Raw genomic sequence first — 24,677 nt, 5'->3', positions numbered from 1 at the left:
GCCGCTTTCGAACGCGCGCCCCGGCGTGCGCCGGCACCACGAGGACGATGACATCATGCCATTAACGCCCAATGCGACCCTGCCACGCAGGCAGCTTCTGCTGTCGGCCGCCGGCGCCTTCACCGCAGCCGCGACAAAGGCCGCCGCGATGCCCGCCGGTATCACCATCACGCGGCTGACAACCGGCCCGGCCGCGGTCCGGATGATCGGCGGCGAGACGCCGGCGACCGAACTCTGGACCTACGATCGCCTGGCTCCCGGGCCGATCATTCGATTGCCGCAAGGCAAGCCGTTCCATGCCGCGGTCGAGAACCGGCTGGCGCAATCCACCACGGTGCACTGGCACGGCATCCGCCTGCCGAACGCGATGGATGGCATCCCCGGCCTGACCCAGAAGCCGATCCCGCCCGGCGGCCGCTTCGACTACGCTTTCACCCCGCCGGACGCCGGCACCTTCTGGTATCACTCGCACGATAACGGCCTCGAACAGATCGGCCGTGGCCTTGCCGGCGCGTTGCTCATCGAGGAGGCTGTGCCGCCGACGGTCGATCGCGACCTGGTCTGGACCTTGCAGGACTGGCGGCTGGATCCGGACGCGCAGATCGTGCCCGGCTTCGACAACCGCATGGAAGCGGCGATGGACGGACGCGTCGGCAACACCGTCACCATCAATGGCCGGCTGCCCGCAACACTTGCCGTGCGCGCCGGCGAACGGGTCAGGCTGCGGCTGCTCAATGCCGCGATCGCCCGGATCCTGGCGCTGCGCTTTGAGGGACACCGGCCGGTCATCGTGGCATTGGACGGCCAGCCGTGCGATCCGCACGAGCCGGCCGATGGCCGCATCCTGCTCGGACCGGCCATGCGCGTCGATATCATGCTGGACATGCAGGGCGAGCCCGGCCGCACTTACCAGGTCGTCGACGATTTCTACGAACGCCTGTCCTACACATTGACCCGGCTCGCCTACGACCAGGCCACCCCGCTGCGTCCGCATCCGCTCGCGGCGACGCGGCAGTTGCCGCCCAACCCGGTGCCACGCCCGGAGCTTGGGTCCGCCGTGCTCCAGGAGGTTCGCCTGCAAGGCGGCATGATGAGCGGCATGGGCCGCATGATGGGGGGTGGCACCTGGGCGATCAACGACCGGTCGATGACCGGGGACGGCAGCATGTCGATGCCGCCGCTGCTGCGCATCGCGCGCGGCCGCAGCTGCATCCTCGACTTCCGCAACGAGACCGCCTGGTGGCACCCGATGCACCTGCATGGCCACAGCTTCAGGGTGCTTTCGCGCAATGGCGCGCCGGTGCCGCATGACGCATGGGGCGACACCGTGCTGGTGCGTCCGCGCGAGCATGTGCGGGTGGCCTTCGTCGCCGACAATCCCGGCACCTGGCTGCTGCATTGCCATGTCATGGAGCACCAGGACGGCGGTTTGATGACCACCATCGACGTGATCTGAACAAGGAGAGACCGATGACCCGAAGGAAATTCGCGGCGGCACTGCTGGCGAGCGCCGCTACCGTGCCCATGTGGCGGCAGGCGCGCGCGGCACCGGCAATCCCGGTGACGCTCTATAAGAATCCGTCCTGCGACTGCTGCGAAGGCTATGCCCGGTATCTCGACCACAATGGCTTTACCGTCGATGTGCGTCCGACCAACGACCTTGCCGAGATCAGCCGAAAGGCGGGCATTCCCGCGGCGCTGCAAGGCTGTCACACCGCCTTCATCGGGACCTATGTGGTGGACGGCCATGTGCCCGTGCCCACCATCCGCAAGCTGCTCGACGGCAAGCCGGACATCGTCGGCATTACTTTGCCGGGGATGCCGTCCGGATCGCCGGGCATGGAGGGCGACAAGGCCGGCCCGCTGACGGTCTATGCGATCAGCCGTGACGGCGCGCCGCCACGAATCTTCGACGTCGATTGAGGGCACCGACCATGCACCGACACGATTGGCGATATGCCTGGGTGGTTGCCGCCGGCATCAGTGCCCTCGTCCTGCCCGCGTTCGCGCAAACGCATCCAGCTAGCGGCACGCAACCGCAAAAGCGCGGCATGATGGCCAACGGCTGCATGGGCATGATGCAACGGACGGGCGGCGCTCCGAACAGCCAGTGGCGGCACCACCGGCGACAAAGCGCGGGGCCGGGCTGACCGGCATGGCGGCACTGCGCGCCATAGCACTCACGCTGCTCCTGCTGGCGCTCGCCAGTGGGCCGACGCTTGCGGCGGCGGGCCCCTGGGCTCGCAACGCGCATGGCTCGGCGCGGCTGATTTCGGCGGTGGAGGCAACCGGCTCGGGCACGCGGCTGGATGTCGGGTTGCAGCTCCGCCTGACACCAGGCTGGCACACCTACTGGCGGACGCCGGGCGACGCGGGCCTGGCCCCCACGATCAGTTGGCAGGGATCGCGGAACCTGGCCAGTGCGACCGTTGCCTGGCCAGCGCCGGAGCGCCTGCCGGCGGTGGCCGGCCTGCAGACCGTCGGCTACGAGGATGGGGTGGTGCTGCCGGTCTCGGTGACGCTCGCGCATCCCGGCACGACGCTGCGGCTGCACGCCGAGGTGGATTATGCGTCCTGCAAGAACGTGTGCATTCCCTACCACGCGAGCCTGGACCTCACCTTGCCAGCGGGCCTCGCGGTTCCGGGCCGGCAAGCACCGCTGATCGCGCTGGCGCGCGCCCGCGTTCCGAGCGACCTTGCCGCCGCGCGGCTCAGCTTGCCCGACGCCGTGGTAGCACCGGGCAGGCACGGCGCCGTGCTTGCATTGCGGCTGGTCAGTTCCGGAGCGCCGCTGCGCCACCCGGACGTGTTCGTCGAGGGCGCCCCCAACGGCTCGCCGGACGCCCCCGCGATCGTGATGAACGCGTCCGCCGACGCGGCGACGCTACGCGTGCCGGTCCGCGGCCTGTCGGCTGGTGCCCTGGCAGGGCGCCGCCTGCGCCTCACCCTGGTTGACGGCGCGCGATCGGCTGAAGTCTCGGTGGTGCCGCGTCTCGGCAGCCTGCCGCCGCTGCCCGGCCACGCCTTGCACGTCAGGACATTGCGTTTAGCCATTGTCGGCCTCGCCTTGCTGGGCGGGTTGGTGCTGAACCTGATGCCCTGCGTGCTGCCGGTGCTGTCGCTGAAGCTGCTGGCGCTGGCCGGCTATGGCGGGGCCGAACGGCGTGCCGCGCGGCTCGGGCTGCTGGCCACGGCCGCCGGCGTGATCGTCTCTTTCGGCGTGCTCGCGGCGTCCCTGATCGGGCTGCGGGCAGCGGGGGCGGCGATCGGCTGGGGGATCCAGTTCCAGCAGCCCTGGTTCCTCGCCGGTATGGCGCTGGCGACCACTCTGTTCGCGGCGAGCCTGTGGGACTGGCTGCCGATGGCGCTGCCCGGCAGCATCGCGGAGGCCGCCGGCTCGGTGCGCGGGCGCGGCAAGCTCGGCGATGCGTTCCTGCTCGGCGCCTTTGCGACGCTGCTCGCGGCCTCCTGCTCGGCGCCGTTCGTCGGTACCGCGCTCGGCTTCGCGCTTGCACGCGGGCCGCTCGATATCGCCCTGGTCTTCGCGGCCCTCGGTGTCGGCATGGCGGCACCGTTCCTGGCGATTGCCGCCGTGCCCGGCCTGGTCGCCTGGCTGCCGCGTCCGGGCGCGTGGATGGAGGGGCTCCGTCGCGTCCTCGGCTTGGCCCTGTTCGGCACGGCGGCCTGGCTGCTGTGGGTGCTGGCCATCGAAGCCGGCCTGACGATGGCGCTGCTGGCCGGCATGCTGCTTGTTGTGTTGCTGGGCGTGCTCGCGTGGCGCCGGCGCCTTGCCGGGTCCGGCCGCCGGATGGCCGCTACCGCCGCCGTGCTGCTCGCCGCGGTTGCCGTGCTGGTGCCCGCGCTGAGCGGGCCGGTGACGTCGCGCGTGGCGCGCGAACCCGGCGGCGGGCTGTGGCGCCCCTTCACGGAGGCGGCCTTGCGGCGTGCCTTGGGGCAGGGCCACATCGTGTTCGTCGATGTCTCCGCCGCCTGGTGCCTGACCTGCAAGGTCAACGAACTCACCGTGCTCGACCGGGCTCCGGCCGCCGGCCTGCTGCGCAGCCCCCGCGTGTTGGCGATGCGCGCCGACTGGACCCGTCCAGATCCCGCCATCACCGCCTATCTGCAGGGTTTTCACCGCTACGGGGTGCCGCTCGATGTTGTGTATGGACCCGGCGCGCCCGCGGGTGTCGCGCTGCCCGAGTTGCTGACTCAGGGCGCCGTCGCGAATGGGGTCCGCGAGGCTGGTAGGGATAGTCATAAGGAGGCGATGAAATGAAGCCCTGGATCGGACGGCTCGCTTGTGTCACGCTTGCAGCAGCAGTGAGCCTTCCTGCCGCTGTGCGCGCCGCAACACCCGGCTATCGGCTGGAGGTGGTGGGGACGCCGATATTTAGCGCCGGCAACGAAACGGTGCACGTCCGCATTCTCGAAAACGCTGGCAACAAGCCGGTGGCTGACGCCTTCGTTCGCAAGGTGACGGCGACCATGAAGCCAGGTGGCATGCCCAAGATGACCGCGCCAATTTTGTCCCTGAGTGACGGGGCGCCGGGCGCGTTCAAGCTTTCGTTTGAGCCGCCGATGAGCGGCCTTTGGCTCGTCGGTGTCATCGCCACGACCAACAAGGGTCGCGATACGATCCGATGCACGATGACCGTTGACGTGAAATCGTAGATCTTAGGGACGAGCGTGAAAACGACGATCGATCTGTCACGCCGCCGCGCGGTCCAGAGCCTGACGGCCGCCGCCGCGCTCACGACACTCCAGGGCCCGCGTGGCAGGCGGACCCTGACATCTGCGGCTATTCCGAATTGAGCAGCGCGCTGTTCGACCTGACCATCGGGCGGAGAACGGTCGATGTCGCAGGGCGGCACGCCGCCGCGACTCTCGTCAACGGCCTGCTGCCTGGTCCGCTGCCGCGCTGGCGCAAAGGCGACACGGTAACGCTCAGGATCCGCAACACGCTGTCCGTGCCGACCTCGATCCACTGGCATTATGCCCGGCGAGACCTTCACCTACCGCATTCCGCGGCGGCAGAGCGGCACCTATTGGTATCATAGCCACTCCGGCATGTAGGAGCAGACCGGCCTCTACGGCGCGCTCGTGGTCGAGCCGCGAGGCGGCGCACTGCCGCACACCGTCGCGACTACGTGGTGCTGCTGTCGGACTGGACCGACCAGGATCCGGAGACGATCGTGAGCAACCTCAAGCAGCAGAGCGACTACTATAACCACGGCCAGCGTACGCTCGGCAGCTTCGTAGCCGCCGCCGAGTGGGAGGGCCTGCGCCGGACCATCGCCGACCGACTGTTCTGGGGCGGCATGCGGATGAGCCCGAGCGATATCGCCGATGTCAGCGGCGCCACCTACACCTACCTGCGCAATGGTCAGGGCGCCGGCGGCAACTGGACAGGCCTGTTCCGTCCCGGGGAACGCGTGCGTCTGCACCTGATCAACGCCTCGGCAATGACCTTCTTCGCTGTACAAATACCCGGCCTGACGATGTCGGTAGTCGCCGCCGACGGCAACGAACTCGTGCCGGTCGCGCTTCGCGCGCGGCACCCTTGTCCCGCGCGCCGGCATGGCCGGGGCGATCCCGCCGATGGACCTGCGGCCGATCCGTGGGATGGCCGACATGGGGATGGGCGGCATGGCGATGCGCGGCGTGTCAGACATGGACATGTCGGGTAAGGGCATGTCTGGCATGAGCTTGGCCGGCCACACCCCGACGCGCGGCATCGGCGTGGACAATTGATCGGCGGGTGCTGCGCTATACCGACCCTGCGCGCCACACGCCCCGGCAGCGACAGGCGGCCGCCCTCACGCGATATCACTCTGCACCTCACCGGCAACATGGAACACTACATGTGGGGTGTCGACGGCAAGACGTTCTCCAAGGCCGAGCCGATCCGCCTGAAGCTGGGCGAGCGGGTCCGCTTCATCCTGATCAACGACACGATGATGGAGCATCCGATTTATCTGCACGGGCTATGGAGTGAGCTGGAAAACGGCCAGGGCGAACTGCGCCCCCACAAGCACACCGTCATCGTCCAGACGGGCGAAAGGCTCAGCACTCTGGTCACCGCCGATACCGCCGGCCACTGGGCCTACCATTGTCATCTCCTCTACCACATGGAGATCGGCATGTTCCGCACCGTGATCGTGGCCTGAGAGGCGCCAATCCTGCCGCATGGCTAAGCGCGGGATTGCCGCCGCGAAGCCCGATGGCAGAGCAGAGCATTGTGGGTCATGAGAGATACTGGTTGCTCTGTCTCTGTGTTTTCGCGCGCACTCCATCTGTCGTTTTCAGGCGGTGATAGCTGTTGTTTGAACACGGGCTTCGGCGATTGCGCCCGCCGCCTTGTCACCGCCAAAAGCGAGGCCTTCGGCGCGAATGATCGTCACGTCGGTGATGCCGATAAAGCCGAAGATAGTGCGGAGGTAGGTCTGCTGGAAATCGTAGGGCTTGAAGGGACCGTCTGAGTAGACGCCGCCGGAAGCCAGGAACAGGACCAGCTTCTTGCCCGTCACGAGACCCTTTGGGCCGTTCGCTGTGTACTCGAAGGTGCGGCCGGCCCGGACGACATGATCGATCCAGGCTTTCAGCGCTGAGGGGATGCTGAAATTATACATCGGCACGCCCATGACGATGAGGGACGCGGCCGCGATCTCGTCGATCAGCGTGTTGGAGATCGCGAGTGCCGCCACCTGCGCCTCGTCCAAGGCCTCGGGCTTGCCGAACATGGCACCCAGAAGATCGACGCCGAGATGCGGGACCGGGTTGGAGACAAGGTCGCGCCTGGTGACGGTCGCACCGGGATGGGCGGCCTGGTAGTCGCGAACAAAACCCTCCGACAGATCGCGGCTGACGGAACTGCCCAGGTTCGAACTGCTCTGGACAAGGAGAATTTGACTCATGGGTTTGCTCCGTGGAGAGGACCGAAGCTGTATCTGCGTTCATCCTCCTTTATAAAAAACCGATAAAAAACCGCTTAACACCTTCATCAAAGCTGATAGAGAGAGCGGATGAGTGTCTCCGGACTCACGTTCGACCAGATCCAGGTGTTTGTGGCCGTCGCCGAAGAGGGCAGCTTTTCCGCCACGGCCCGGCGTATGAACCGGGCGCAGTCCGCCGTCACCTACGCCGTACAGAAGCTCGAGGAGCAGTTGGGCACGATGGTGTTCGACCGGTCGCGCTACCGGCCGAGCCTGACCGCGGCGGGAACCGCGCTGCTGCCGCGCGCTGTGCGGATCGCCCGGGAAGTCGACGCATTCCGCGAACAGGCCCGCGGCATCACGCAGGGGCTGGAGCCGGAGCTGTCGCTGGTGGTGGACGCCATGTTTCCGATGGCCCGGCTGATCGCGGCCCTTCGCGTGTTCGGCGAGCATTATCCCACCGTGCCGACGCGCATCTTTGTCGCCTCGATGGGGTCCACCGCAAACCTGGTGATGGACAACACCTGCGCGCTCGGCATTGCCGTGAGCTTGGCAACCCAGGACCCGGTGCTGCACATCCAGCCGATCCAGACGGTCGCCCTGGTGGCGGTGGCAGCGCCCTGCCATCCGTTGTCGGCCGTAATCGGGCTGATCCCCACGCACGCGCTGCAGCTTCATGTGCAACTCGTGCTGACGGATCAGTCGGGCCGCACCGGCAATCGCGACCACGGCGTGCTCTCCAGCCGTACCTGGCGGCTCGGCGACCTGGGGGCCAAGCACGCCATGCTGCTCGGTGGCCTGGGCTGGGGCGGAATGCCGCTGCACATGGTCGAGGAGGATCTGAAGGCGGGGCGGCTTCGTCAGCTCAGGCCCGAGGCATGGGCGAATGGCAACGCCCCGCCGGGGTTGCAGATCGCGCTCATCCACCGGCTGGATCGCGCACTTGGGCCTGCCGCACGCTGGCTCTGCGAATGGCTCATGAGCGAGCCCGGTTTGAATTCCGCGGTGGATTAGCGGTGGGTCGCACACCCTGGAACACGAGCGACCAGACGGACCCGCGACGACGCAAAGACGGTATTGCAGCGGCGCCAGGCGCCGGCCAAGGCGCTCGGACAGGTCGTCGATCAAGCCGCCGGAACCGTGCTGTTTCCGGCAGATAACGGATATTTCTCTGGCCTTGCTGTCGGTGTCGCCACGGTCGAGGCGCGCTGCAGGCGAGACGTTCAGAAACGCCGTGCGCGACAAGCGACGACCGACACCAGCGAAACCGCGGGCAGGATCGTGTCGGCGGCCGCCCATCATTCGGCCAGCGGGTCGCTGACGAGTGGAACAGTCCGGCTCCGGTGAAACCGCCAACACCTGACGCAGGCGCTCCCGGCCGCCGACTGCGACAACGACCCTCCCCCCGAAAGCGGCCCAGGCGAAGCATTCCTGATCAGTTGCCTGCTTGGCTACGCAGTTTCACAAACAACGTAAATAATATAGAAATGAACGTCCCGAGCTAAAGACAAGATAAACCTGCCGCAAACAAGCGGTCAATAAATAGAGAGACTTCTAAGCTCAGGATGATTACTTAAAATTTTTGACCGAATCTCGTTCTTAAACCTCTTTTTTCTGTTGCACGTCAGGCCAAGAGATGATTATGTTCTCTTTACCGCAGGCATGGGGCCTGTTGATCCAGGATATCTCAAAATGACAACCCGTCTGAACCGCATCATTTCTCTCTGTGGCGCCGCGGCTCTCGTCGCCGTCATCGGCTTCTCCGCTGCCACCCGCGCAGAGACGACGGCGCAGCATCCGAGTCTGGTGACTATTGCAGATGCCGGCGGCTTCGGTTCGCTTATGAAACATCACTATTGAAACGTCTAAGACGAGCCTCTGGTCGGCTACCAAGCTCCGGTCTGAGCAATCCGCAACGATCGCCTGTCTCACTCTGCGCCTGCAGGCAGGCTGCTCCCTGGCGATCAGGGAGCGGCCTACGCCGTTGCTCGACGGAACTGGCCTTCCATAAAATATGATGGGTCTTGTCTCATCATTTTGTTGTTAATTGATGCGGTGGTCGTATCATCTCGCGTTCTCGCACGTGTGCTGATCGCGCGGGATGTCGGGGGACCTCATCCAACGTGTCGGAACCAGCCTGCCTGCCGGTGCGGCTCCTGAAGCGTATCCTGCCGACCATGGCCGCCATCGCCGTGGTGGTCCTTTTGACATTGCGGCTGCTTCCGGCCTACGCAGCCAGGTCAAACTTCCGCACCTACGACGCCGATCAGGGGCTGCTGAGTATTGGCGGCTCCTGCATGGTGCACGACCGAGCAGGCTACATCCTCGTCTGCTCCGAGCATGGCGTATTCGCCTATGATGGACGGCGTTTCGTAAACTTCGGGCCAGATCAAGGCCTGCGGTCGGGCGGCATTGTGTATGCCTTGGCCCTGTCGGCCGAAGGCCGGATGGCGGTCGAGTATTCCGACGAGGTGCTGGTGTCAGACCGACCTTCGGATGCTGAACATCCGCCTAGCTCGCTTTCCTTCAGCGCGATCCGTCACGACGGGATCTCGTTCGACAGCGACAGACCTCACCGCCTTGCGCCCTGGCATGACGGTTTTGTCCTGCTCGCCGGCGGCACGACAGTCGGGATCGTCCTGTCGAATGGGCGGGCGCCGCATGTCGAGGGCATGGGATACGACCGTGGCGAGCAGGGGCTCCTGAGGAATGCGCAGGCCGTCTTCTCGGTCCGCAACCATCTCTGGGAGACGACGGATGATGGCCTGATTTGCGCCGCCGATCCGGGCGCCGTGAAGTGCTATGGCGAGACGGACGGGCTTGCTGGCGGCCCCTGGCTGGATGTTATCGCGGCGGATGGCGGCGGCGTGCTCGCCAGGTCGGCATCGTCCGTTGCGACGTTCACTCCCGAATCCAGTCGTTGGCGCGTGGTCGAGCTCCCGGATCAGGGTGACCGATACCTGAACTACACCCACTATCTCGGCCTGTTCAGGGCTCCGGACGGGAGCGTGGTCACGCAGGCCGATCACGGGCTGGCTGTCTTGCGAGCGGGCGGCTGGCAGGCTCTGTCGATCGCGGAGGGTGCGCCGTCCGGCACGATTGTCGGCGCGATGACGGACACGACCGGGCAGTTCTGGCTGCAGGCTTACGGGCGGGGGCTGCTGCGCTGGATCGGCTACGGGAAGTGGGAGACCCTCGACAAGCAAGAGGGTCTGTCCGCGGGCCTACCCTGGCAATCGGTTCGCCTGCCTGACGGGTCGATGTGGGTCGCCACCGATACCGGGATTGACGAGATCCAGCGTCGGGGGCGCTATCCGCAAGTCGGCAGGGTAGTCCCCGGACCATTCTTCGCCCTGGCGACGGGGCCGCATGGACATCTATGGGCCTCGTATGGTGCCAAGGGTGTATACGTCATCAATCCCGTGGACGGGTCGACCCGCTCGATCGCGGTGCCGCCGGTCGACGTGATCCTGCGTGATCCGACCGGCTTCATGTGGATCGGCACCGAGGCGGGTTTGTTCAGGGTCGATGCCCGGGCGCATGTGCCGGGCCCAGCCGTGCTGGCGGCAGCGGCGCACACCCAGGTGCTTGATGTTATAGCCGATCGCGACGGCGGGATTTACTATCTCGCGGACAACCATTTGCGTCATCGGCATGCGAACGGCACGGATGCATTGGTGACCGGTCTCTGGCCGCCCCACAGCTTCGGTCCGCAGGCCTTGGCCTTTGGACATGACGGTAGTCTATGGGCCGGCGGCGCGGAGGGGCTGTTTCAGCTCGTCCTGTCGGGCGATCACGTGACCTCCTTCCAGGCGATCTCGACCCGCGACACGCAGAGCAACACGATCCAGGCTGTCATGGTGGACCACCGTGGCTGGGTCTGGATTGGCACGAACCTCGGTGTATCCGTGTTCAATGGGGAGAGCTGGGCTTCCGTGGACGCGGACAACGGCCTGCTGTCCAACGACGTCCAGCAGTTGGGGCTGCGCGAGGACCCGGATGGGTCGATCTGGATCTCGACCAGCCGCGGGCTGACGCATCTCCTGGATCCAAGCTCGCTGTTTGCCAACCAGCCACTCAAGGTGCTGATCAGCAAGGCACTACTCGGCAACAGCCCGGTTCGCGATCACAGAATGCCCTACACGGAGGCGGCCTTATCGCTTCAGTTCGGGACACCCGACTATGCCGCGGAACGCTCCATTATGTTCCGCTACCGCCTGTCCGGGGTCGACCACGCCTGGGTTGAAACGACCACCGGCGCCGTGCGGTACGCGCTCGTCCCGCCCGGCCACCATACGCTGACCGTGGTCAGCGTCGACCAGCTCACCCATCGGGCTTCCGCTCCCCGCAGCCTCGTCATCGACATTGCCTACCCCTGGTGGCGGCAGTGGTGGGCGGAAACGTTTTGGATACTCTGCGCGCTCGGCGGCATCTACGGGGTCGTGCGTCTGCGGCTCCGTGTCGTCCTGATCCGCCAGGCGGACCTGAAGCGTCATATCGCGGAGGCTACAGCACAGCTTCAGGCCCGGACCGAGGAGCTGCACTACCAGGCGGCGCATGACAGCCTGACCAGGCTGCTCAACCGGTCCGAGATCGAGCGCAGGCTGGCCATGGCTTTGACCCGCGGCCGTGCGGGCGACGAACTGATCGTAGCATTGCTCGACATCGACCACTTCAAACGGATCAACGACCGGCACGGCCATTTGGGCGGCGACGACGTGCTCCGCGCGATGGGACGTCTCGTGGCCGCTGTGATCGGCAGGGGCGAGTTCGCCGGCCGCTACGGCGGCGAGGAGATCCTGCTGGTCCTGCAGGACGGCAACGGGACCGGTGCTGCGCGCATACTCGACCTGCATCGCGCAGTCCAGGAGGAGGCGTTCAGGGCGGCCGGCACGGTGATCCTCGTGACCTGCTCGATCGGGCTGACATGGGCCGTGCCGGGTGATGACTGGGAGTCACTCGTCGGGCGCGCGGACAAGGCCCTCTACGACGCTAAGACGAGAGGCCGGAACCGCGTCATCGAGAACCCAAGGATCGAGCCCAGCAGGGCAGACAAGACCACGGACGACCCCGCGCCAGGCTCGGGCACGCCAGGCTCAGGCACGTAACGTATTCTAGGAGCCTGCAAGCATTGCCCCAAGCGGTCGGCCGCCGAACAGGTGGACGTGGAAATGCTCCACCTGCTGGTGCGCGTCCTGCCCGATATTGCTGAGCAACCGGTATCCCGGCTCGTCAAGGTTGAGCTGGGTCGCCACCAAGCCGACGGCGCGGAAGAAGCCGCAGACCTCGTCCGACGAGGCACGCAGGGTGAAATCCGCGAACGACACATAGGCGCCGCGCGGGATCACCAGCACATGCACCGGCGCCTGCGGTGCCACGTCGTTGAAGGCGAGCACGAACTCGTCCTCGAAGACCTTGGCGCAGGGAATTTCGCCGCGCAGGATGCGGGCGAAGATGTTGTTGGTATCGTAGCCGCTCATGATGCTGCCTCCTTGTGGGGTCTTGCCTCCTTTTCGGCGATGCCGCTGATCGCCTGCCGGCGCTCCAGTTCCGCCCAGACCAAGGCCGGCCGCAGCCCGGCATCAACCCACAGCACGAGCAGATGGTAGAGCACATCCGCGCTCTCCAGGGTCAGCTTGTCAGGATCGCCGGCGACCGCCTCGATGAGGCATTCGACCGCCTCCTCGCCGAACTTCTGCGCGACCTTGTGGCGGCCGCTTGCCAGCAGCCGGGCCGAGTGGCTGAGCGCTGGATCGCCGTCACGACGTGCAAGCACGGTCTCGAACAGCCGGTCGAGCACCGCCGCGGTGGCGGCCTGGTTCGGCGTGCTCATGGCCGCGCGTTCATGGGACGTATTGGCAGGCCGGCGGCGGCCAGCGATTGCTTCACGTCATCGACGCTGAGCTGGCCGAAATGAAACACGCTCGCCGCCAGCAGCCCGGACGCGCCGGCAAGCGCGCCCTCGGCGAAATGCGCGAGTTCGCCGACGCCGCCTGAGGCCACCACCGGCAGCCGCACCGCCTTACAGACGGCACGCAGCAGCGCCAGGTCGAAGCCCGACCGGGTGCCGTCGCGGTCCATCGAGGTGAGCAGGATTTCGCCGGCGCCGAGGCTCTCGACCTCGCAGGCCCAGGCGATTGCGTCGCGCCCCGTGGGCACGCGGCCGCCATTGACGAACACCTCCCAGCCGCCGTGCGGGGTTGCGCGCGCGTCCACCGCCACGACCACGCATTGGCTGCCGAACTTGCGCGCCGCCTCGGCGACCAGCGCCGGGCGCGCGACGGCGGCGGAGTTCATCGCGCATTTGTCGGCGCCGGCGAGCAGCAGCCGTCGCATGTCCTCGGTCGAGCGCACGCCGCCGCCCACCGTGAACGGCAGGAAGATCCGCTCGGCGGTGCGGCTGACTACATCGAGGATGGTGTCGCGCTGCTCGTGGCTTGCGGTGATGTCGAGGAAGGTCAGCTCGTCGGCGCCGGCTGCGTCATAGACCGCCGCCTGCTCGATCGGATCGCCGGCGTCGCGCAGGGCGATGAAGTTCACGCCCTTGACCACACGGCCGTCCTTGACGTCGAGGCAGGGGATGATCCGCAGCTTCAGCATCCGGCCAGCACCGACAACGCCTCCATGGGGTCGATCCTGCCGTCATACAGCGCCCGGCCGACGATCACGCCGGCGATGCCCGGGCTGGTGTCCGCAGCCTGGCGCAGCGCACGCAGATGGTCGAGCGAGCCGACCCCGCCTGAGGCGATGACCGGCACCTGGAGTGTGTCCGCGAGCCGCGCGGTCTGTTCGAGATCGAGGCCGTCGAGGGTGCCGTCGCGTGCGATCTCGGTGAAGATGATGGCGCAGACGCCGGCGTCCGCCACCCTGCGCGCGAGTTCGGCGGCATCGAGCTCGGAGGTCTCGGCCCAGCCGTCCGTTGCCACCCGGCCACCGCGGGCGTCGATGCCAACCGCGATTTGTCCGGGATACAGGCGGCAGGCCTCGCGCACGAGCGCCGGATCGCGGACCGCGGCACTGCCGAGGATGACGCGTGTGACGCCGGCGGCCAGCCAGCCGGTGATGGCCGCCATGGTGCGGATGCCGCCGCCGAGCTGTACCGGCAAGGCGGTCGCGCCCAGGATCGCGCGCACGGCTTCGGCGTTGCGCGCGCTGCCGGCAAAGGCGCCGTCGAGATCGACCACGTGCAGCCAGGCGAACCCCGCCGCCGCCCATTGTGCCGCCTGGGCGGCCGGGTCGTCGTTATAATGCCGCGCACTGTCCATCGCGCCACGCAGCAGCCGCACGCAGGCGCCGTCCTTGAGGTCGATGGCCGGATACAGCGTCAGTTGGCCAGGAAGCGTATCAGCCATCGAGCTTGCCGCCCTCCTGCAGCTTCATCGTGTAGAACCGGCCACGCACGGTGTGGCCGCCGACACGGGCATAATGCGGGTGCGTGCCCCAATGCTGAAAGCCCAGGCTTTCATACAGCCGGATGGCGACCTCCTGGGTCTCGCGCACGTCGAGGTTGAGCACCTGGTAGCCCATCGCGCGGGCGCTGTCCGCGACCGCCTGGGTCAGCATGCGGGCAAGCCCGTGGCCGCGCGCATAGGGTGCGACATAGCTGTGCATCAAGGTCGCACTCATCGCCTGCGCCTCGTTGTTGCGTGGCGGCCGCACCAGCTGGGTGGCGCCGACGATGGTCCCATTGAGCCGGCCGATAAACAGCGAGCGTTCCGGCACCAGCAGCAGGCCGCGGAAATAGCGCTCCAGCACCTGCCGTCCGGGGGCCGTAACCCAGCCGAAGCCGCCGCCATCGAGTATCGCGGCGGTGGTCGCCTCGCACAGCGACTGCATGTCGTCGTCGTCGAGCTGCGTGACCCGCTCGGCGTGCAGCACCGGCGGCATCTCAGGGTGTCCAGCGTAGGAAGTTACCGAGGATACGCAGGCCCATCGCCTGGCTCTTCTCGACATGGAACTGGGTGCCGGCACAGTTGGCTTTAGCCACGATCGCCGGCACCGTCCCGCCATAGTCGGTGCTCGCGACCAGGTCGTTCGGGTCGTAGCCGCTTAACGCATAGGAGTGCACGAAGTAGCCGTGCTCGCCCTCGGCGAGGCCCTCGGTCAGCCGATGCGCGCCCGGCGTGAAGTGCAGTTCGTTCCAGCCCATCTGCGGCAGCCGCAGCCCAACGGCCGCCATCGGCGCGATCTCTCCGGCGATCCAGCCGAAGCCCGGGGTTGTGCCATGCTCCAGCCCGCGCTCGGCCATCAATTGCATGCCCACGCAAATCCCCAGGAACGGCGTGCCGGACGCGACCGACGTGATGATGGCGTCGCGCAGGCCGGGGATCGCGTCCAGTCCGCGCGCGCAATCGGGAAAGGCGCCCTGTCCCGGCAGCACGATCCGGTCGGCGCGGCGCAGCGCCTGCGGGTCGGCGGTGATCGCGATGCTGGCCGCGATCTCCTCCCGCCGCGCCGCCTCGTCCAGCGCACGCGCCGCCGAGGCGAGATTGCCGCCGGCATAATCGACCACGCAAACTCGCATCATGCCTCCCGCGTCACGCGGTTCCAGAATACAGGTCAGGACGCAGGTCCAGCAGTCGCACCAGGGCGGCGTCGGCGTCATGCCCGCTTACCAGAGGCCCCGCCACGAATCCGCGCAGCCCGAGTTCCCAGCGACGCAGATCGTTGGCGAACAGCGCCAGCAGCACCTGCAACCCGGCGAAAACGGGCCAAACTGCATGCAACATCCCATGCAGCGGCCGAAGCAGGCCGCCGAAGGCAAGGAACACCGCACCCGCAAGCAGCCCGGCGATCCAGCTCGCCGACAGCAACAACCCGATCCAGCCCAGGAACAAACACGGCCAGGAGAAGCCCTCCTTGACCAGCACCGGGGCCGCTTGAGCGCGAAAATGCGTACTGTAGAGCCTCACAGCACGCCCTTGGTGGAGGGGATCGCATCCGCCGCGCGCGCATCGGGTTCGCTCGCCTGGCGCAGGGCGCGCGCCACCGCCTTGAAGCAGGCCTCGGCGATATGGTGGTTGTTGTGGCCGGCCTTTTGCGTGACGTGCAAGGCGAGACCGGCGTTGGACGCGAAGCCGCGGAAAAACTCCTCGAACAGTTCGGTATCCATCGAGCCGACCTTGTCGCGCGAGAAGCGCACGTCCCAGACCAGAAAGGCGCGGCCGGAGATGTCGATCGCCGCCTCGCACAGCGCCTCGTCCATCGGCACCAGCGCATGGCCATAGCGACGGATGCCGCGTTTGTCGCCGATCGCCCGGGTGAAGGCCTGTCCCAGCGCGATGCCGATATCCTCGGTGGTATGGTGAAAATCGACGCCGAGGTCGCCGCTCGCCGCGATCTCGAGATCGAACAGAGCATGCCGCCCGAGTGCGGTCAGCATATGGTCGAGGAACCCGATGCCGCTGGCGATCTGCGCAACACCGGTGCCGTCGAGCGCAAGGCTGAGCCGGATGTCGGTCTCGCCCGTGACGCGATGGACCTGCCCGCGCCGCAGCGCCTGCCCCTGATCCCCAAACCCTCGGTTCTCGGTCCCGGGATGGCTGTCCATAGGAGGCAGTGTTTACAGCAAGCTGCCCGCCTTCGCCAAGGCCCCGCCTTAGCCAGGGCCTGGCATAGCCACCGCCCGCCGGCCACGCTAGCGTGCGCGTCACGTCGCAGGGGAGAACAGACGCCGTGCCAGTCATCCAGGATATTCCGCTCAAGACCATCGACGGCAGCCAGACCAGCCTGCGTGCCTTTCATGGCAAGGTGCTGCTGGTGGTCAACGTCGCCTCCAAATGCGGGCTGACGCCGCAATATGAGGCGCTGCAGGCGCTGCACGCCGCGCGCAGCCCGGAAGGCTTTGCCGTGCTCGGCTTTCCCTGCAATCAGTTCCGCGGCCAGGAGCCCGGCGACGAGCGCGAGATCGCCGCCTTTTGCGAGACCAACTACGGCGTCGAGTTCCCGCTGTTCGCCAAGATCGAGGTGAACGGGCCGGGCCGGCACCCGCTTTATGCCGGGCTGACCACGGCTGTGCCGCACGCCGCCGAGAAATCCGAAGGCACGATGCGAGAGCGCCTGGCCAAGCACGGGGTCGATCCCGCGCCCGGCGAGATCCTGTGGAATTTCGAGAAGTTCCTGATCTCGCGCGAGGGCAAGGTGGTGGCGCGCTTTGCGCCCGACATCACCCCGGATGATCCGATGGTGACGGAGGCGATCGCCGCCGAACTCGCCGCCTGAGGCCCGCGGTGCAGGCGCTCGACACCCTGCTCTCGCGCGTCTCGGTGGGAGCCCTCGCCGAGCCGGCCCCCTCTGGTGAGGCGCTCGATCGTATCCTGCAAGCAGGCCTGTGCGCGCCCGACCATGGCGGGCTCGCACCCTGGCGCTTCATGCTGATCCGCGGTGCGGCGCGCGCGGCCTTCGCCGACGTGATCGAGGCGGCGCTGCGCGCGCGCGACCCCGACGCACCGGCGCCGCTGATCGACAAGCAGCGCGGCAAATTCCTGCGCGCGCCGCTGGTGATCGCCCTTGGGGCGCGCATCCGCGAGGGCCACAAGGTGCCGGTGGCCGAGCAGCTGCTGGCCGTCGGCGCGGGGGCGATGAACCTGCTGAACGCGGCGCACGCGCTCGGTTTCGGCGCCATCTGGGTCAGTGGCGCGAACGCCGCCGATCCGGCGGTGGCGGCGGCACTTGGCTTGGCGCCGCCGGATCGGCTGCTCGGCTTCCTGTTGGTTGGCACACCGGCTGGCACTGTCGCCGCTCCCGGGCGGCCGGCGCTGACCGCGCACGTCACGGAGTGGAAAGGCGCTTGCCCATCCGAACATGCGGCAGCGTGACCTCGACGTAGGGCGCGCCGCAAGGCGCAAAGCCGAGCGCCTCATAGAACGCCACGGCGCTCTCGCGGGCGGAAAGCCCGATGCACACCGCCCCCATTCCACCGAGCAGCGCCTCGGCATGGCGCACCAGAGCCGCCCCGAAGCCGCGACGTCGCAATTCCGGCGCGACCGCCATCTGCCGCAGGCGGCCTGTGCCAAGCGGGTCAGGCGGCACGATCAGCAGCGTGCCGGCGACCATGCCGTCATGGATCACGGCGAGATGCAGCTGGTCGCGTTCGGCGTCGAGCTGCGCTGGGTCGTAGTCCAGCCCGAGTGGCGCGCGTAGCACGCGCCGTCGCAGCGCGACCATCGCGTGCCAGGTGTCGTCGCCGTAAGCCGCGGTCACGATGCTCATGCCAGATAGCCGAGCAGTGTCGCGCGGAACGGCGCTATGCCCTTATAGGCCAGCATGTCGTCCGGCATTGCGCGCACCGCGTCATTCAGGCGGGCGGCCGCGCCGGCATCGCGCACACGCGCCAGCGGGCTGACATGGGTGCGGATGCCGAACGCGATTGTATTGGTGCGCGGGAGGCGCCGGAAGCTCTGCCGCTCCACCCGCAGGAACAGCCGCTCGCCGGCGTTCGCCGCGGTGATCCCCGTCTTAGCAGGCCCTGGTGCCGGCTGGAATAAAGCCGGATCGTCCACTACCGACCAGTTCAGCCGGACGGCGATCCGTCCCGGTTGCAGGCGGTCGAGGAAGCGATCGACCGGACCCGCGAGGCGCTCGCCGTAGAACGGCACCGGCGCGTGCACCGCGGCCAGGGGCCGGCCGAGCTTTTCGGCAAGACGCCAGCGCGCGGGAAAGCACAGCACCGCCGCGACCAGCACCGGCCCGTCCTCGCTCGCGCGCAGCAGGCAGAAATCCTCGGCGACGAGACCGCCAACGATGGCCAGCGGATCACGGTCGCATGCCGGCCAAGGCAGCCGCAGATGTGCCGCCAGCATCTCCAGCAGCTCGTGCTGCATCGCCTCGGTTCCCGGCAGGGCTGCGATCACCGCGTCCGGATCGCGCGCGATCAGGGCGACGCGCGTGGCGATCTGCGCCGGCACCGCGTCGTCGGCCTCCAACCAATCGGCTTCTGCGACCGCGGTCAGACCCATCGCCATGCGGAACGAGCCGGCCTCGAAGGGCAGGTGCATCAATCAAGCCGGGTAAGGCATGCCGCGAAATGCCGCCCGCGCGCCACGTAGTGCCGGGCCGATTCCGCAAGGCCCGCGATCTCGCTGTCCGTCAGCATTCGCTTGACCTGTGCCGGCGCGCCGAGGATCAGGCTGCCATCCGCGAACGCGGCGTCCTCGCGCACCAGGGCGTTGGCGCCGATCAGGCAGTTGGCGCCGATGCGCGCGCGGTTCAGCACGGTCGCTCCCATGCCGACCAGGCTGTTGTCGCCGATTGTGCAGCCATGCAGGATCGCATGGTGGCCGACAGTGACGCCACGTCCCACGACCAGCCGCAGTGCCGTGTCGGTATGCAGCATCGCCCCCTCCTGGATATTGCTGTCGGCGCCGATCTCGATCAGGTCGTTGTCGCCGCGCAGGACGGCGCCGAACCAGATGCTGACATCCTCGCCGAGCACCACGTCGCCGATCACGTGGGCGTCGGGTGCGATCCAGAACCGGTCGGGAAGCGTCGGCTGACGGCCGGCAAGCTCATAAATCGGCATCACGTGTGTTCCCATTTGCTCGTCGAAGTTCGTCGATGAAGGCGCGTACTGCTGGTGCCATATGCCGCTGTTGCGGGTAGCACAGAAAGAACCCGGCGAACGGCGCCGACCAACGCTCCAGCAGCGGCAGGAGCCGTCCCTGAGCGATTTCACCCGCCACCGAATCTGTCCTGACGAAGGCGATGCCCACTCCGTCAAGTGCCGCGCGCAGCCCAAGTTCGCGGCTGCTGGCGATCAGCGGTCCCTCGACGACGATCGAGAACCAGCGGCCGCTCTCATGGAACTCCCAGGCGTAGGGCGTCGTCTGTCCCGGCCAACGCCAGCGGATGCAACGGTGGCGCAATAGATCCTGGGGCGTCTGTGGCGTGCCATGCGCGGCGATGTAGGTGGGGGACGCGACAGCGATCTGGCGCATCTCACCACCGAGCCGCACCGCCACCATGTCGCGTTCGATCAGTTCGGCGACCCTGACGCCAATATCGAACCCGCCCTGCACCAGATCGACGACCGCATCGTCGACCGTCAGATCGAGGACGATATCGGGGTACGCCTCGTGGAACGATGCCAGGATCGGCGCGATGAACAGGTCGGCGGCGGCGCGAAAACAATGCACGCGCACGGTGCCGGAAGGCCCGCGTCCTGCTCTGCGCGCGTGATCGAATGCGCTCTCCAGGGCCGCAAGGGCCGGTCGGACCTGGGACAGCAGAGCGGCACCGGCTTCGGTTGGCGAGACGCTGCGTGTGGTGCGATGCAGCAGGCGCGTGCCGACCCGCTCCTCCAACCCGCGGATGGTCTGGCTGAGGGCTGATGACGACACGCCCAGCCCCTCGGCCGCGCGGCTGAAGCTCGCAAGTTCGGCCACCGTGACGAAGGCGCGCAAGCCGCCAAGATCGTTCGTCTGGATCATGCGGAAACTCACCACCGCGAAGCCAGGCTTACAAGCCTGTTTAGGAGGTCGTCCATTATCCGGATGGGCAACAGCCGCCATCTCTCAGGCGAAAGGAGACGACAGATGAAGACATGGCTCATTACCGGCATTTCGCGCGGCCTCGGCCGCGCACTCGCGGAGGCTGCGCTGGAGCGTGGCGACACGGTCATCGGCACTGTCCGCGAGGGCGCGCCCGCGATCGAGACCGGCCGCGGCGCGCTCCACCTCCGCAGTCTGGAGATTACCGATCCGGCGGCGGTGGAACGCGTCGTCGCCGAGGCGTTCAGCGTCACCGGCCGCGTCGACGTCCTGGTGAACAATGCCGGCTACGGCCTGCTCGGCGCGATCGAGGACGCGTCCGATGACGAAGTCGAGCGATTGTTCGCGGTCAACCTGGTCGGGCCGTTCCGCCTGATCCGTGCCGCGCTGCCGCGCCTGCGCCAACAGGGATCGGGGCATATCGTCAACATCACCTCGATCGCCGGACGCGCGCCGATGGCCTCGTCAGGCCTCTACGCCGCGGCAAAGTCGGGCATGGAGGGTTTGTCGCAGAGCCTGGCGCAGGAAGTGGCGCCCCTGGGCATCAAGGTCACGGCGGTCGCACCCGGCGGCTTCAGGACGGACTTCCTCAGCGATCACTCGATCCGTCGCAGCGGCAGTGCCGTCGCCAGGGCGTACGAGGCCACGGTCGGCCGCGCGCTCGATCATCTCGACGCGATGGCTGGCCGCCAGATCGGCGATCCGGCGCGCGCGGCACAGGCGATCATCGCGGCGGTCGAGGCCGACACCCCACCGCTGCACCTGCTGCTCGGCTCGGATGCCCTGGCCCGGACACGCGTGAAGCTGGATGCCATGCGCGAGGAAATGGATTGCTGGGAGAGCGTCACGACAGGCACGGACTTCCCGGGAGAGACGTCATGATCGCGCTTCCCCAAAGCTGGAGCCTTGAGGGCAAGGTCGCGATCGTCACGGGTGCCGCGCGCGGCATCGGGCGTGAGATCGTGCGTGTGCTCGGCGAGCGCGGTGCGTTGATCGTCGCCAGCGATCGGCGCGAGGATGTCCGCGCGTTGGCGAGCGACAAGGTGGCCATCTTGACCGGCGACGTCAGCGACGAGGCGAGCGCACGCGCGGCCGTGGCCCTGGCGAGCGAACGGTTCGGCGGGCTCGACATCCTCGTCAACAATGCCGGCCGCTCGCTCAACAAACCGTTCCTCGAAACCACCGCCGAAGAGTGGGACGCGATTGCCGCGACCAACGCGCGCGGCAACTTCCTCCACGCGCGCGAAGCGGTGCGCGCCATGGTCCGGCGAGGCGGTGGTGGCGCGATCGTCACCGTGGCGTCGGTGGCCAGCGTCGTCGCTCTCGACCAGACGGCGGCCTATGGCGCCTCGAAGGCCGCCATCGCGCAACTCGTCAAGACCATCGCCATCGAGCATGGACGAGACGGCATCCGTGCCAATGCTGTGGGCGTGGGCGTAGTGGAGACCGACATCCTGGAAGACATCGTCGAGGACAGCCGTGCGACCCTGGCCAGTTACGGCGATGCGCATGCCCTGGGCCGGGTCGCTCAGCCCGGCGAGATTGCCGAAATCGTGGCATTCCTCGCCGCACCGGCCGCAAGCTTCATTACCGGCACACTGGTGATGGCGGACGGTGGCTACACGGCCCGATGATGATGGCCGCTTTCCCGTCGGGTGGGCGGATGATCTAGCGGATCACGCCCTTGGTCAGAATAATGTTGCCGTATAGCCGCCGCTCGCCGGTTTGCACAACGGCGAAGGCGGCACCTGCCATGTCGTAGAAGGCGGAGCGCTCGATGGCCACCGGGGCGGGGCCGTCGTGGATGTCAAGGATGGTCGCGAAATCCGCCGCCGCCGGTGGAACCGCGGACGTGTCGCCGACCACCTGCATGGTGACCGCCGCGTCTTCGCTGAAATCGTCGAGCGGCATCAGCGACAACACAGCACGCAGCACCGACGAGGCGTCGCTGCCGGAGACGTAATGCACGCGCCGGGCACGGCCAGCGGCGCCGAAGTTCGCGTCCACGATGGCGATCCGGTCGCCATGGCCCATCGAGGCCAGGCTGTGCAGCAGGTCCGGAGTGAGCAGGGGATCGATCCCACGCAGCATGGTCATTGGACGTCCTTTCAGATCGATCGGGGTTGGCCTGGCGTCCGACCCGTCCAGTTCCCGGGACGTGAGGACCCGAGTTAAGAGACTTTGGCATCCTGAAAACTGTATCAAGGCGCACATTCTAGCAGTGGTCCGCGCAATTGTCCATTGGCCGGACCACTCGCTTCACACCGGGCGATCGCGGGTCTAAGCAGGGCACCAGAAGGAGCCCGAGCATGGCCGAGCCTGCCGTCGCCACGCACCGGCTGTATCACCAGATTGCGGCCGAGATCGCCGAACTCATCGCCGGCGGTGGCTATCCGCCCGGCACGATGCTGCCGGCGGAGCGCGAGTTGGCGGCGCGTCTCAAGGTCAGCCGCTCGTCGGTGCGCGAGGCGGTCATCGCGCTTGAGGTCATGGGACTGGTTGCGGTGCGTGTCGGCATCGGTGTCACGGTGTTGCCGCAAGCCGAACGCCTGCGGCCAGGTGCTGCGTTCGAGATGGGCCTGCCACCGGTGCAGGCCGATCCGCAGCTTGCTCTCCACCTTGACCTGCCCCGCCTCGACCTGAACAGCGAGGTGCCGCCGTTTGCGCTGTTGCAGGCGCGACGGCTGGTCGAGCCATGCACCGCGGCACTCGCCGCCAGCCTGGCCAATGCGGCCGAGTGCCGCGCGATCGCCGATGCCCTGGGGCAGAATCGCGCCGACAACCGCGCCGGCTCGGTGACCCATAGCGGCGACAGGCTGTTCCACATCCGGATCGCCCGGGCCAGCGGTAATCCGGCGTTCGAGATGTTCATCACGCTTCTGCTCGGGCGCTGCGTCCTCCTCTTCCGGCGGTTGCAGCGGCTGTATGCGCCGGCCGACATGCCGGGCCGTTCCGAGCACCAGCATGAGGCGATTCTGGCAGCGATCCTGGCGCGCAATCCCGATGCGGCGCACGCCGCGATGGCTGCCCATCTGGACTCCGTGATCGCACTCTTCTCGCGCGAGATCGCGCCCAGCAATGAAGCGGACCTGTCATGAACGAGACCATCCTGCCGGACGATCACGCACGCGCCACCCTGGTCGGCCGCGTGTTCGATCCCGCCTGTGGCGGACCCTGCCTGGTGCATGTCCAGGGCGACCGGCTCGTCGACGTTACCGAAGCCGGACCGACGCTGTCGATGCTGCTCGCGCATGACGATCCCGCGGCGCGGCTCGCCGCACTTCCCGGCCATCGCTCCTGGCCGCTCAACGAAATCCTCGACCAACAGCGTCTGCTGGCGCCGTGCGACCTGCAGCCGATCAAGGCCTGCGGCGTCACCTTCGCCGACAGCATGATCGAGCGGGTCATCGAGGAGCGCGCCGGCGGCGACCCCGCGCGGGCCGCGACGCTGCGCGCGCATCTGACACAAGCCGTGGGCGAGACATTGTCGTCGCTGCGGCCCGGCTCGCCGGAAGCGGCACGCGCCAAGCAGGTGCTGATCGCCGAAGGCCTGTGGTCGCAATATCTGGAAGTCGGCATCGGTCCGGACGCCGAAGTATTTACCAAGGCGCCGGTGCTCTCGGCCGTGGGCCACGGTGCTGCCATCGGCGTTTTGCGCCAATCCGCTTGGAACAACCCGGAACCCGAAGTGGTACTGGCGGTCAACGCACGCGGCCGCATCCAGGGGGCGACACTCGGCAACGACGTCAATCTGCGCGACATCGAGGGCCGCAGCGCGCTGCTGCTCGGTCGTGCCAAGGACAACAACGCCTCGTGCGCGATCGGCCCAATCCTGCGCCTGCTCGATGCGGACTTCACCCTTGACGACATAAGCGGCCTCGATCTCACACTAAGTGTGGATGGCGCCGAGGACGCTTTCTCGATGACCGGGCACAGCACCATGCGCCGGATCAGCCGCGACCCCGAGGCACTGGTCGCCCAGACGATCGGCGACCACCACCAGTATCCGGATGGCTTCATGCTGTTCCTGGGCACCCTGTTCGCGCCGACGCAGGATCGCGGCGAGATCGGCAGCGGCTTTACCCACAAGCCAGGCGACAGGGTCGAGATCGCCTGCCCGCGTCTCGGCCGGCTGATCAATCATGTCACCCACTCGGAGGCCGCATTGCCCTGGTCGTTTGGGATCGGCAGCCTGATGCGCAATTTCGCCGCCCGCGGGTTGTTGGGCGACGCGAGGGTGCCCTAACGGGAGGTA

25 protein-coding genes and 3 pseudogenes are annotated in these 24,677 nt (G+C 67.4%); 15 read left to right on the top strand and 13 right to left on the bottom strand.

From position 1 onward, the window contains the following. The first annotated feature begins 55 nt into the window (after positions 1-55). The 6 genes and pseudogenes from ACQY4K_RS08220 to ACQY4K_RS08195 all read left to right on the top strand — a co-directional run bounded on the left by ACQY4K_RS08220 (position 56) and on the right by ACQY4K_RS08195 (position 6,170). Positions 56-1,456, top strand: coding sequence for a multicopper oxidase family protein (locus ACQY4K_RS08220; RefSeq protein WP_428395073.1), 1,401 nt, complete (start codon positions 56-58; stop codon positions 1,454-1,456). A gap of 14 nt (positions 1,457-1,470) precedes the next feature. Continuing rightward, positions 1,471-1,923: a DUF411 domain-containing protein gene (locus tag ACQY4K_RS08215; RefSeq protein ID WP_428395071.1), complete on the top strand. Its 453-nt coding sequence runs from the start codon at positions 1,471-1,473 to the stop codon at positions 1,921-1,923. 187 nt (positions 1,924-2,110) lie between these two features. Continuing rightward, a complete protein-coding gene (locus tag ACQY4K_RS08210) occupies positions 2,111-4,279 on the top strand; it encodes a protein-disulfide reductase DsbD family protein (protein ID WP_428395069.1) in 2,169 nt (722 codons plus the stop codon). Beyond that, positions 4,276-4,674, top strand: coding sequence for a FixH family protein (locus ACQY4K_RS08205; RefSeq protein WP_428395067.1), 399 nt, complete (start codon positions 4,276-4,278; stop codon positions 4,672-4,674). Before ACQY4K_RS08210 ends, ACQY4K_RS08205 begins: the two co-directional genes overlap by 4 nt. A gap of 137 nt (positions 4,675-4,811) precedes the next feature. Beyond that, positions 4,812-5,076, top strand: a pseudogene (locus tag ACQY4K_RS08200) (multicopper oxidase domain-containing protein). A 74-nt stretch (positions 5,077-5,150) separates the two neighbouring features. Beyond that, positions 5,151-6,170 (top strand): annotated as a pseudogene (locus tag ACQY4K_RS08195) (multicopper oxidase domain-containing protein). 135 nt (positions 6,171-6,305) lie between these two features. Here the strand turns inward: ACQY4K_RS08195 and ACQY4K_RS08190 are convergent. Beyond that, complete coding sequence (locus ACQY4K_RS08190) at positions 6,306-6,917, bottom strand: FMN-dependent NADH-azoreductase (RefSeq protein WP_428395065.1); 612 nt, start codon at positions 6,915-6,917, stop codon at positions 6,306-6,308. A 108-nt stretch (positions 6,918-7,025) separates the two neighbouring features. Between ACQY4K_RS08190 and ACQY4K_RS08185 the strand changes: the two genes are divergently transcribed. From ACQY4K_RS08185 to ACQY4K_RS08175, 3 genes are all read left to right on the top strand, one after another. Beyond that, a complete protein-coding gene (locus tag ACQY4K_RS08185; RefSeq protein WP_428395063.1) occupies positions 7,026-7,949 on the top strand; it encodes a LysR family transcriptional regulator in 924 nt (307 codons plus the stop codon). Positions 7,950-8,627: 678 nt separating this feature from the next. Next, complete coding sequence (locus ACQY4K_RS08180; RefSeq protein ID WP_428395061.1) at positions 8,628-8,795, top strand: hypothetical protein; 168 nt, start codon at positions 8,628-8,630, stop codon at positions 8,793-8,795. Between the two features lie 263 nt (positions 8,796-9,058). Then, complete coding sequence (locus tag ACQY4K_RS08175; RefSeq protein ID WP_428395059.1) at positions 9,059-12,043, top strand: ligand-binding sensor domain-containing diguanylate cyclase; 2,985 nt, start codon at positions 9,059-9,061, stop codon at positions 12,041-12,043. A 6-nt stretch (positions 12,044-12,049) separates the two neighbouring features. Here the strand turns inward: ACQY4K_RS08175 and ACQY4K_RS08170 are convergent, their stop codons facing one another. The 7 genes and pseudogenes from ACQY4K_RS08170 to hisB form a co-directional block, all read right to left on the bottom strand. Further along, complete coding sequence (locus ACQY4K_RS08170) at positions 12,050-12,415, bottom strand: histidine triad nucleotide-binding protein (RefSeq protein ID WP_428395057.1); 366 nt, start codon at positions 12,413-12,415, stop codon at positions 12,050-12,052. After that, positions 12,412-12,768 (bottom strand): phosphoribosyl-ATP diphosphatase, encoded by a 357-nt coding sequence (locus tag ACQY4K_RS08165; RefSeq protein WP_428395055.1) that lies wholly within the window; start codon positions 12,766-12,768, stop codon positions 12,412-12,414. The genes ACQY4K_RS08170 and ACQY4K_RS08165 overlap by 4 nt, the downstream gene beginning before the upstream one ends. Beyond that, positions 12,765-13,535 carry an imidazole glycerol phosphate synthase subunit HisF gene (gene hisF / locus ACQY4K_RS08160; protein WP_428395053.1) on the bottom strand — a complete coding sequence of 257 codons (771 nt, stop codon included), beginning with the start codon at positions 13,533-13,535 and terminating at the stop codon, positions 12,765-12,767. The genes ACQY4K_RS08165 and hisF overlap by 4 nt, the downstream gene beginning before the upstream one ends. Beyond that, positions 13,529-14,822: pseudogene (gene hisA, locus ACQY4K_RS08155) on the bottom strand (1-(5-phosphoribosyl)-5-[(5-phosphoribosylamino)methylideneamino]imidazole-4-carboxamide isomerase). Before hisA ends, hisF begins: the two are co-directional and overlap by 7 nt. A 1-nt stretch (position 14,823) precedes the next feature. Then, positions 14,824-15,462 (bottom strand): imidazole glycerol phosphate synthase subunit HisH, encoded by a 639-nt coding sequence (hisH, locus tag ACQY4K_RS08150; RefSeq protein ID WP_428395051.1) that lies wholly within the window; start codon positions 15,460-15,462, stop codon positions 14,824-14,826. Between the two features lie 10 nt (positions 15,463-15,472). Then, complete coding sequence (locus ACQY4K_RS08145) at positions 15,473-15,847, bottom strand: hypothetical protein (RefSeq protein ID WP_428395049.1); 375 nt, start codon at positions 15,845-15,847, stop codon at positions 15,473-15,475. After that, positions 15,844-16,485 carry an imidazoleglycerol-phosphate dehydratase HisB gene (gene hisB / locus ACQY4K_RS08140; protein WP_428395047.1) on the bottom strand — a complete coding sequence of 214 codons (642 nt, stop codon included), beginning with the start codon at positions 16,483-16,485 and terminating at the stop codon, positions 15,844-15,846. The genes ACQY4K_RS08145 and hisB overlap by 4 nt, the downstream gene beginning before the upstream one ends. A gap of 125 nt (positions 16,486-16,610) precedes the next feature. Here hisB and ACQY4K_RS08135 point away from each other — a divergent pair, with 125 nt between their 5' ends. Both ACQY4K_RS08135 and ACQY4K_RS08130 read left to right on the top strand, forming a co-directional pair. Continuing rightward, positions 16,611-17,156, top strand: a complete 546-nt coding sequence (locus ACQY4K_RS08135; protein ID WP_428395045.1) for a glutathione peroxidase — start codon at positions 16,611-16,613, stop codon at positions 17,154-17,156. An 8-nt stretch (positions 17,157-17,164) separates the two neighbouring features. Next, positions 17,165-17,752: a nitroreductase family protein gene (locus ACQY4K_RS08130; protein ID WP_428395043.1), complete on the top strand. Its 588-nt coding sequence runs from the start codon at positions 17,165-17,167 to the stop codon at positions 17,750-17,752. Here the strand turns inward: ACQY4K_RS08130 and ACQY4K_RS08125 are convergent. The 4 genes from ACQY4K_RS08125 to ACQY4K_RS08110 are packed head-to-tail and all read right to left on the bottom strand — an operon-like array spanning position 17,706 to position 20,362. After that, positions 17,706-18,146, bottom strand: coding sequence for a GNAT family N-acetyltransferase (locus tag ACQY4K_RS08125; RefSeq protein WP_428395041.1), 441 nt, complete (start codon positions 18,144-18,146; stop codon positions 17,706-17,708). The two genes, ACQY4K_RS08130 and ACQY4K_RS08125, sit on opposite strands and share 47 nt — an antisense overlap. Then, entirely contained in the window at positions 18,143-18,931 is a 789-nt protein-coding gene (locus ACQY4K_RS08120) for a heme-dependent oxidative N-demethylase family protein (RefSeq protein ID WP_428395039.1), read from the bottom strand. The genes ACQY4K_RS08125 and ACQY4K_RS08120 overlap by 4 nt, the downstream gene beginning before the upstream one ends. Further along, entirely contained in the window at positions 18,931-19,455 is a 525-nt protein-coding gene (locus tag ACQY4K_RS08115) for a gamma carbonic anhydrase family protein (protein ID WP_428395037.1), read from the bottom strand. Before ACQY4K_RS08115 ends, ACQY4K_RS08120 begins: the two co-directional genes overlap by 1 nt. Continuing rightward, positions 19,442-20,362 carry a LysR family transcriptional regulator gene (locus ACQY4K_RS08110; RefSeq protein WP_428395036.1) on the bottom strand — a complete coding sequence of 307 codons (921 nt, stop codon included), beginning with the start codon at positions 20,360-20,362 and terminating at the stop codon, positions 19,442-19,444. The genes ACQY4K_RS08115 and ACQY4K_RS08110 overlap by 14 nt, the downstream gene beginning before the upstream one ends. Positions 20,363-20,467: 105 nt before the next feature. On the opposite strand from ACQY4K_RS08110, the gene ACQY4K_RS08105 reads away from it, so the two are divergent. Then, the gene (locus tag ACQY4K_RS08105) at positions 20,468-21,304 is read left to right on the top strand and encodes an oxidoreductase (protein WP_428395034.1); all 837 of its coding nucleotides are present in this window, start codon (positions 20,468-20,470) and stop codon (positions 21,302-21,304) included. After that, positions 21,301-22,056 carry an SDR family NAD(P)-dependent oxidoreductase gene (locus ACQY4K_RS08100; RefSeq protein ID WP_428395032.1) on the top strand — a complete coding sequence of 252 codons (756 nt, stop codon included), beginning with the start codon at positions 21,301-21,303 and terminating at the stop codon, positions 22,054-22,056. The genes ACQY4K_RS08105 and ACQY4K_RS08100 overlap by 4 nt, the downstream gene beginning before the upstream one ends. A gap of 34 nt (positions 22,057-22,090) precedes the next feature. Here ACQY4K_RS08100 and ACQY4K_RS08095 read toward each other — a convergent pair whose 3' ends face one another. Then, positions 22,091-22,519 carry an RbsD/FucU family protein gene (locus ACQY4K_RS08095; protein WP_428395030.1) on the bottom strand — a complete coding sequence of 143 codons (429 nt, stop codon included), beginning with the start codon at positions 22,517-22,519 and terminating at the stop codon, positions 22,091-22,093. Positions 22,520-22,731: 212 nt separating this feature from the next. Between ACQY4K_RS08095 and ACQY4K_RS08090 the strand changes: the two genes are divergently transcribed. Next, positions 22,732-23,520 (top strand): FadR/GntR family transcriptional regulator, encoded by a 789-nt coding sequence (locus ACQY4K_RS08090; protein WP_428395028.1) that lies wholly within the window; start codon positions 22,732-22,734, stop codon positions 23,518-23,520. Further along, the gene (locus tag ACQY4K_RS08085; RefSeq protein ID WP_428395027.1) at positions 23,517-24,668 is read left to right on the top strand and encodes a fumarylacetoacetate hydrolase family protein; all 1,152 of its coding nucleotides are present in this window, start codon (positions 23,517-23,519) and stop codon (positions 24,666-24,668) included. Before ACQY4K_RS08090 ends, ACQY4K_RS08085 begins: the two co-directional genes overlap by 4 nt. Positions 24,669-24,677 lie beyond the last annotated feature (9 nt).

It is taken from the genome of Lichenicoccus sp. (assembly GCF_965276875.1).
Lineage (GTDB): Bacteria > Pseudomonadota > Alphaproteobacteria > Acetobacterales > Acetobacteraceae > Lichenicoccus.
This window is presented reverse-complemented; position numbering and strand designations above follow the sequence as displayed.

Bases quoted from the DNA above. Each gene is read 5' to 3' on its own strand.
- ACQY4K_RS08220 (WP_428395073.1), top strand. From the start codon at position 56: ATGCCATTAACGCCCAATGCGACCCTGCCACGCAGGCAGCTTCTGCTG.
- ACQY4K_RS08215 (WP_428395071.1), top strand. From the start codon at position 1,471: ATGACCCGAAGGAAATTCGCGGCGGCACTGCTGGCGAGCGCCGCTACC.
- ACQY4K_RS08205 (WP_428395067.1), top strand. From the start codon at position 4,276: ATGAAGCCCTGGATCGGACGGCTCGCTTGTGTCACGCTTGCAGCAGCA.
- ACQY4K_RS08190 (WP_428395065.1), bottom strand. From the start codon at position 6,917: ATGAGTCAAATTCTCCTTGTCCAGAGCAGTTCGAACCTGGGCAGTTCC.
- ACQY4K_RS08185 (WP_428395063.1), top strand. From the start codon at position 7,026: ATGAGTGTCTCCGGACTCACGTTCGACCAGATCCAGGTGTTTGTGGCC.
- ACQY4K_RS08180 (WP_428395061.1), top strand. From the start codon at position 8,628: ATGACAACCCGTCTGAACCGCATCATTTCTCTCTGTGGCGCCGCGGCT.
- ACQY4K_RS08170 (WP_428395057.1), bottom strand. From the start codon at position 12,415: ATGAGCGGCTACGATACCAACAACATCTTCGCCCGCATCCTGCGCGGC.
- ACQY4K_RS08165 (WP_428395055.1), bottom strand. From the start codon at position 12,768: ATGAGCACGCCGAACCAGGCCGCCACCGCGGCGGTGCTCGACCGGCTG.
- hisF (WP_428395053.1), bottom strand. From the start codon at position 13,535: ATGCTGAAGCTGCGGATCATCCCCTGCCTCGACGTCAAGGACGGCCGT.
- hisH (WP_428395051.1), bottom strand. From the start codon at position 15,462: ATGATGCGAGTTTGCGTGGTCGATTATGCCGGCGGCAATCTCGCCTCG.
- hisB (WP_428395047.1), bottom strand. From the start codon at position 16,485: ATGGACAGCCATCCCGGGACCGAGAACCGAGGGTTTGGGGATCAGGGG.
- ACQY4K_RS08125 (WP_428395041.1), bottom strand. From the start codon at position 18,146: ATGAGCATCGTGACCGCGGCTTACGGCGACGACACCTGGCACGCGATG.
- ACQY4K_RS08120 (WP_428395039.1), bottom strand. From the start codon at position 18,931: ATGCACCTGCCCTTCGAGGCCGGCTCGTTCCGCATGGCGATGGGTCTG.
- ACQY4K_RS08115 (WP_428395037.1), bottom strand. From the start codon at position 19,455: ATGCCGATTTATGAGCTTGCCGGCCGTCAGCCGACGCTTCCCGACCGG.
- ACQY4K_RS08110 (WP_428395036.1), bottom strand. From the start codon at position 20,362: ATGATCCAGACGAACGATCTTGGCGGCTTGCGCGCCTTCGTCACGGTG.
- ACQY4K_RS08105 (WP_428395034.1), top strand. From the start codon at position 20,468: ATGAAGACATGGCTCATTACCGGCATTTCGCGCGGCCTCGGCCGCGCA.
- ACQY4K_RS08100 (WP_428395032.1), top strand. From the start codon at position 21,301: ATGATCGCGCTTCCCCAAAGCTGGAGCCTTGAGGGCAAGGTCGCGATC.
- ACQY4K_RS08095 (WP_428395030.1), bottom strand. From the start codon at position 22,519: ATGACCATGCTGCGTGGGATCGATCCCCTGCTCACTCCGGACCTGCTG.
- ACQY4K_RS08090 (WP_428395028.1), top strand. From the start codon at position 22,732: ATGGCCGAGCCTGCCGTCGCCACGCACCGGCTGTATCACCAGATTGCG.
- ACQY4K_RS08085 (WP_428395027.1), top strand. From the start codon at position 23,517: ATGAACGAGACCATCCTGCCGGACGATCACGCACGCGCCACCCTGGTC.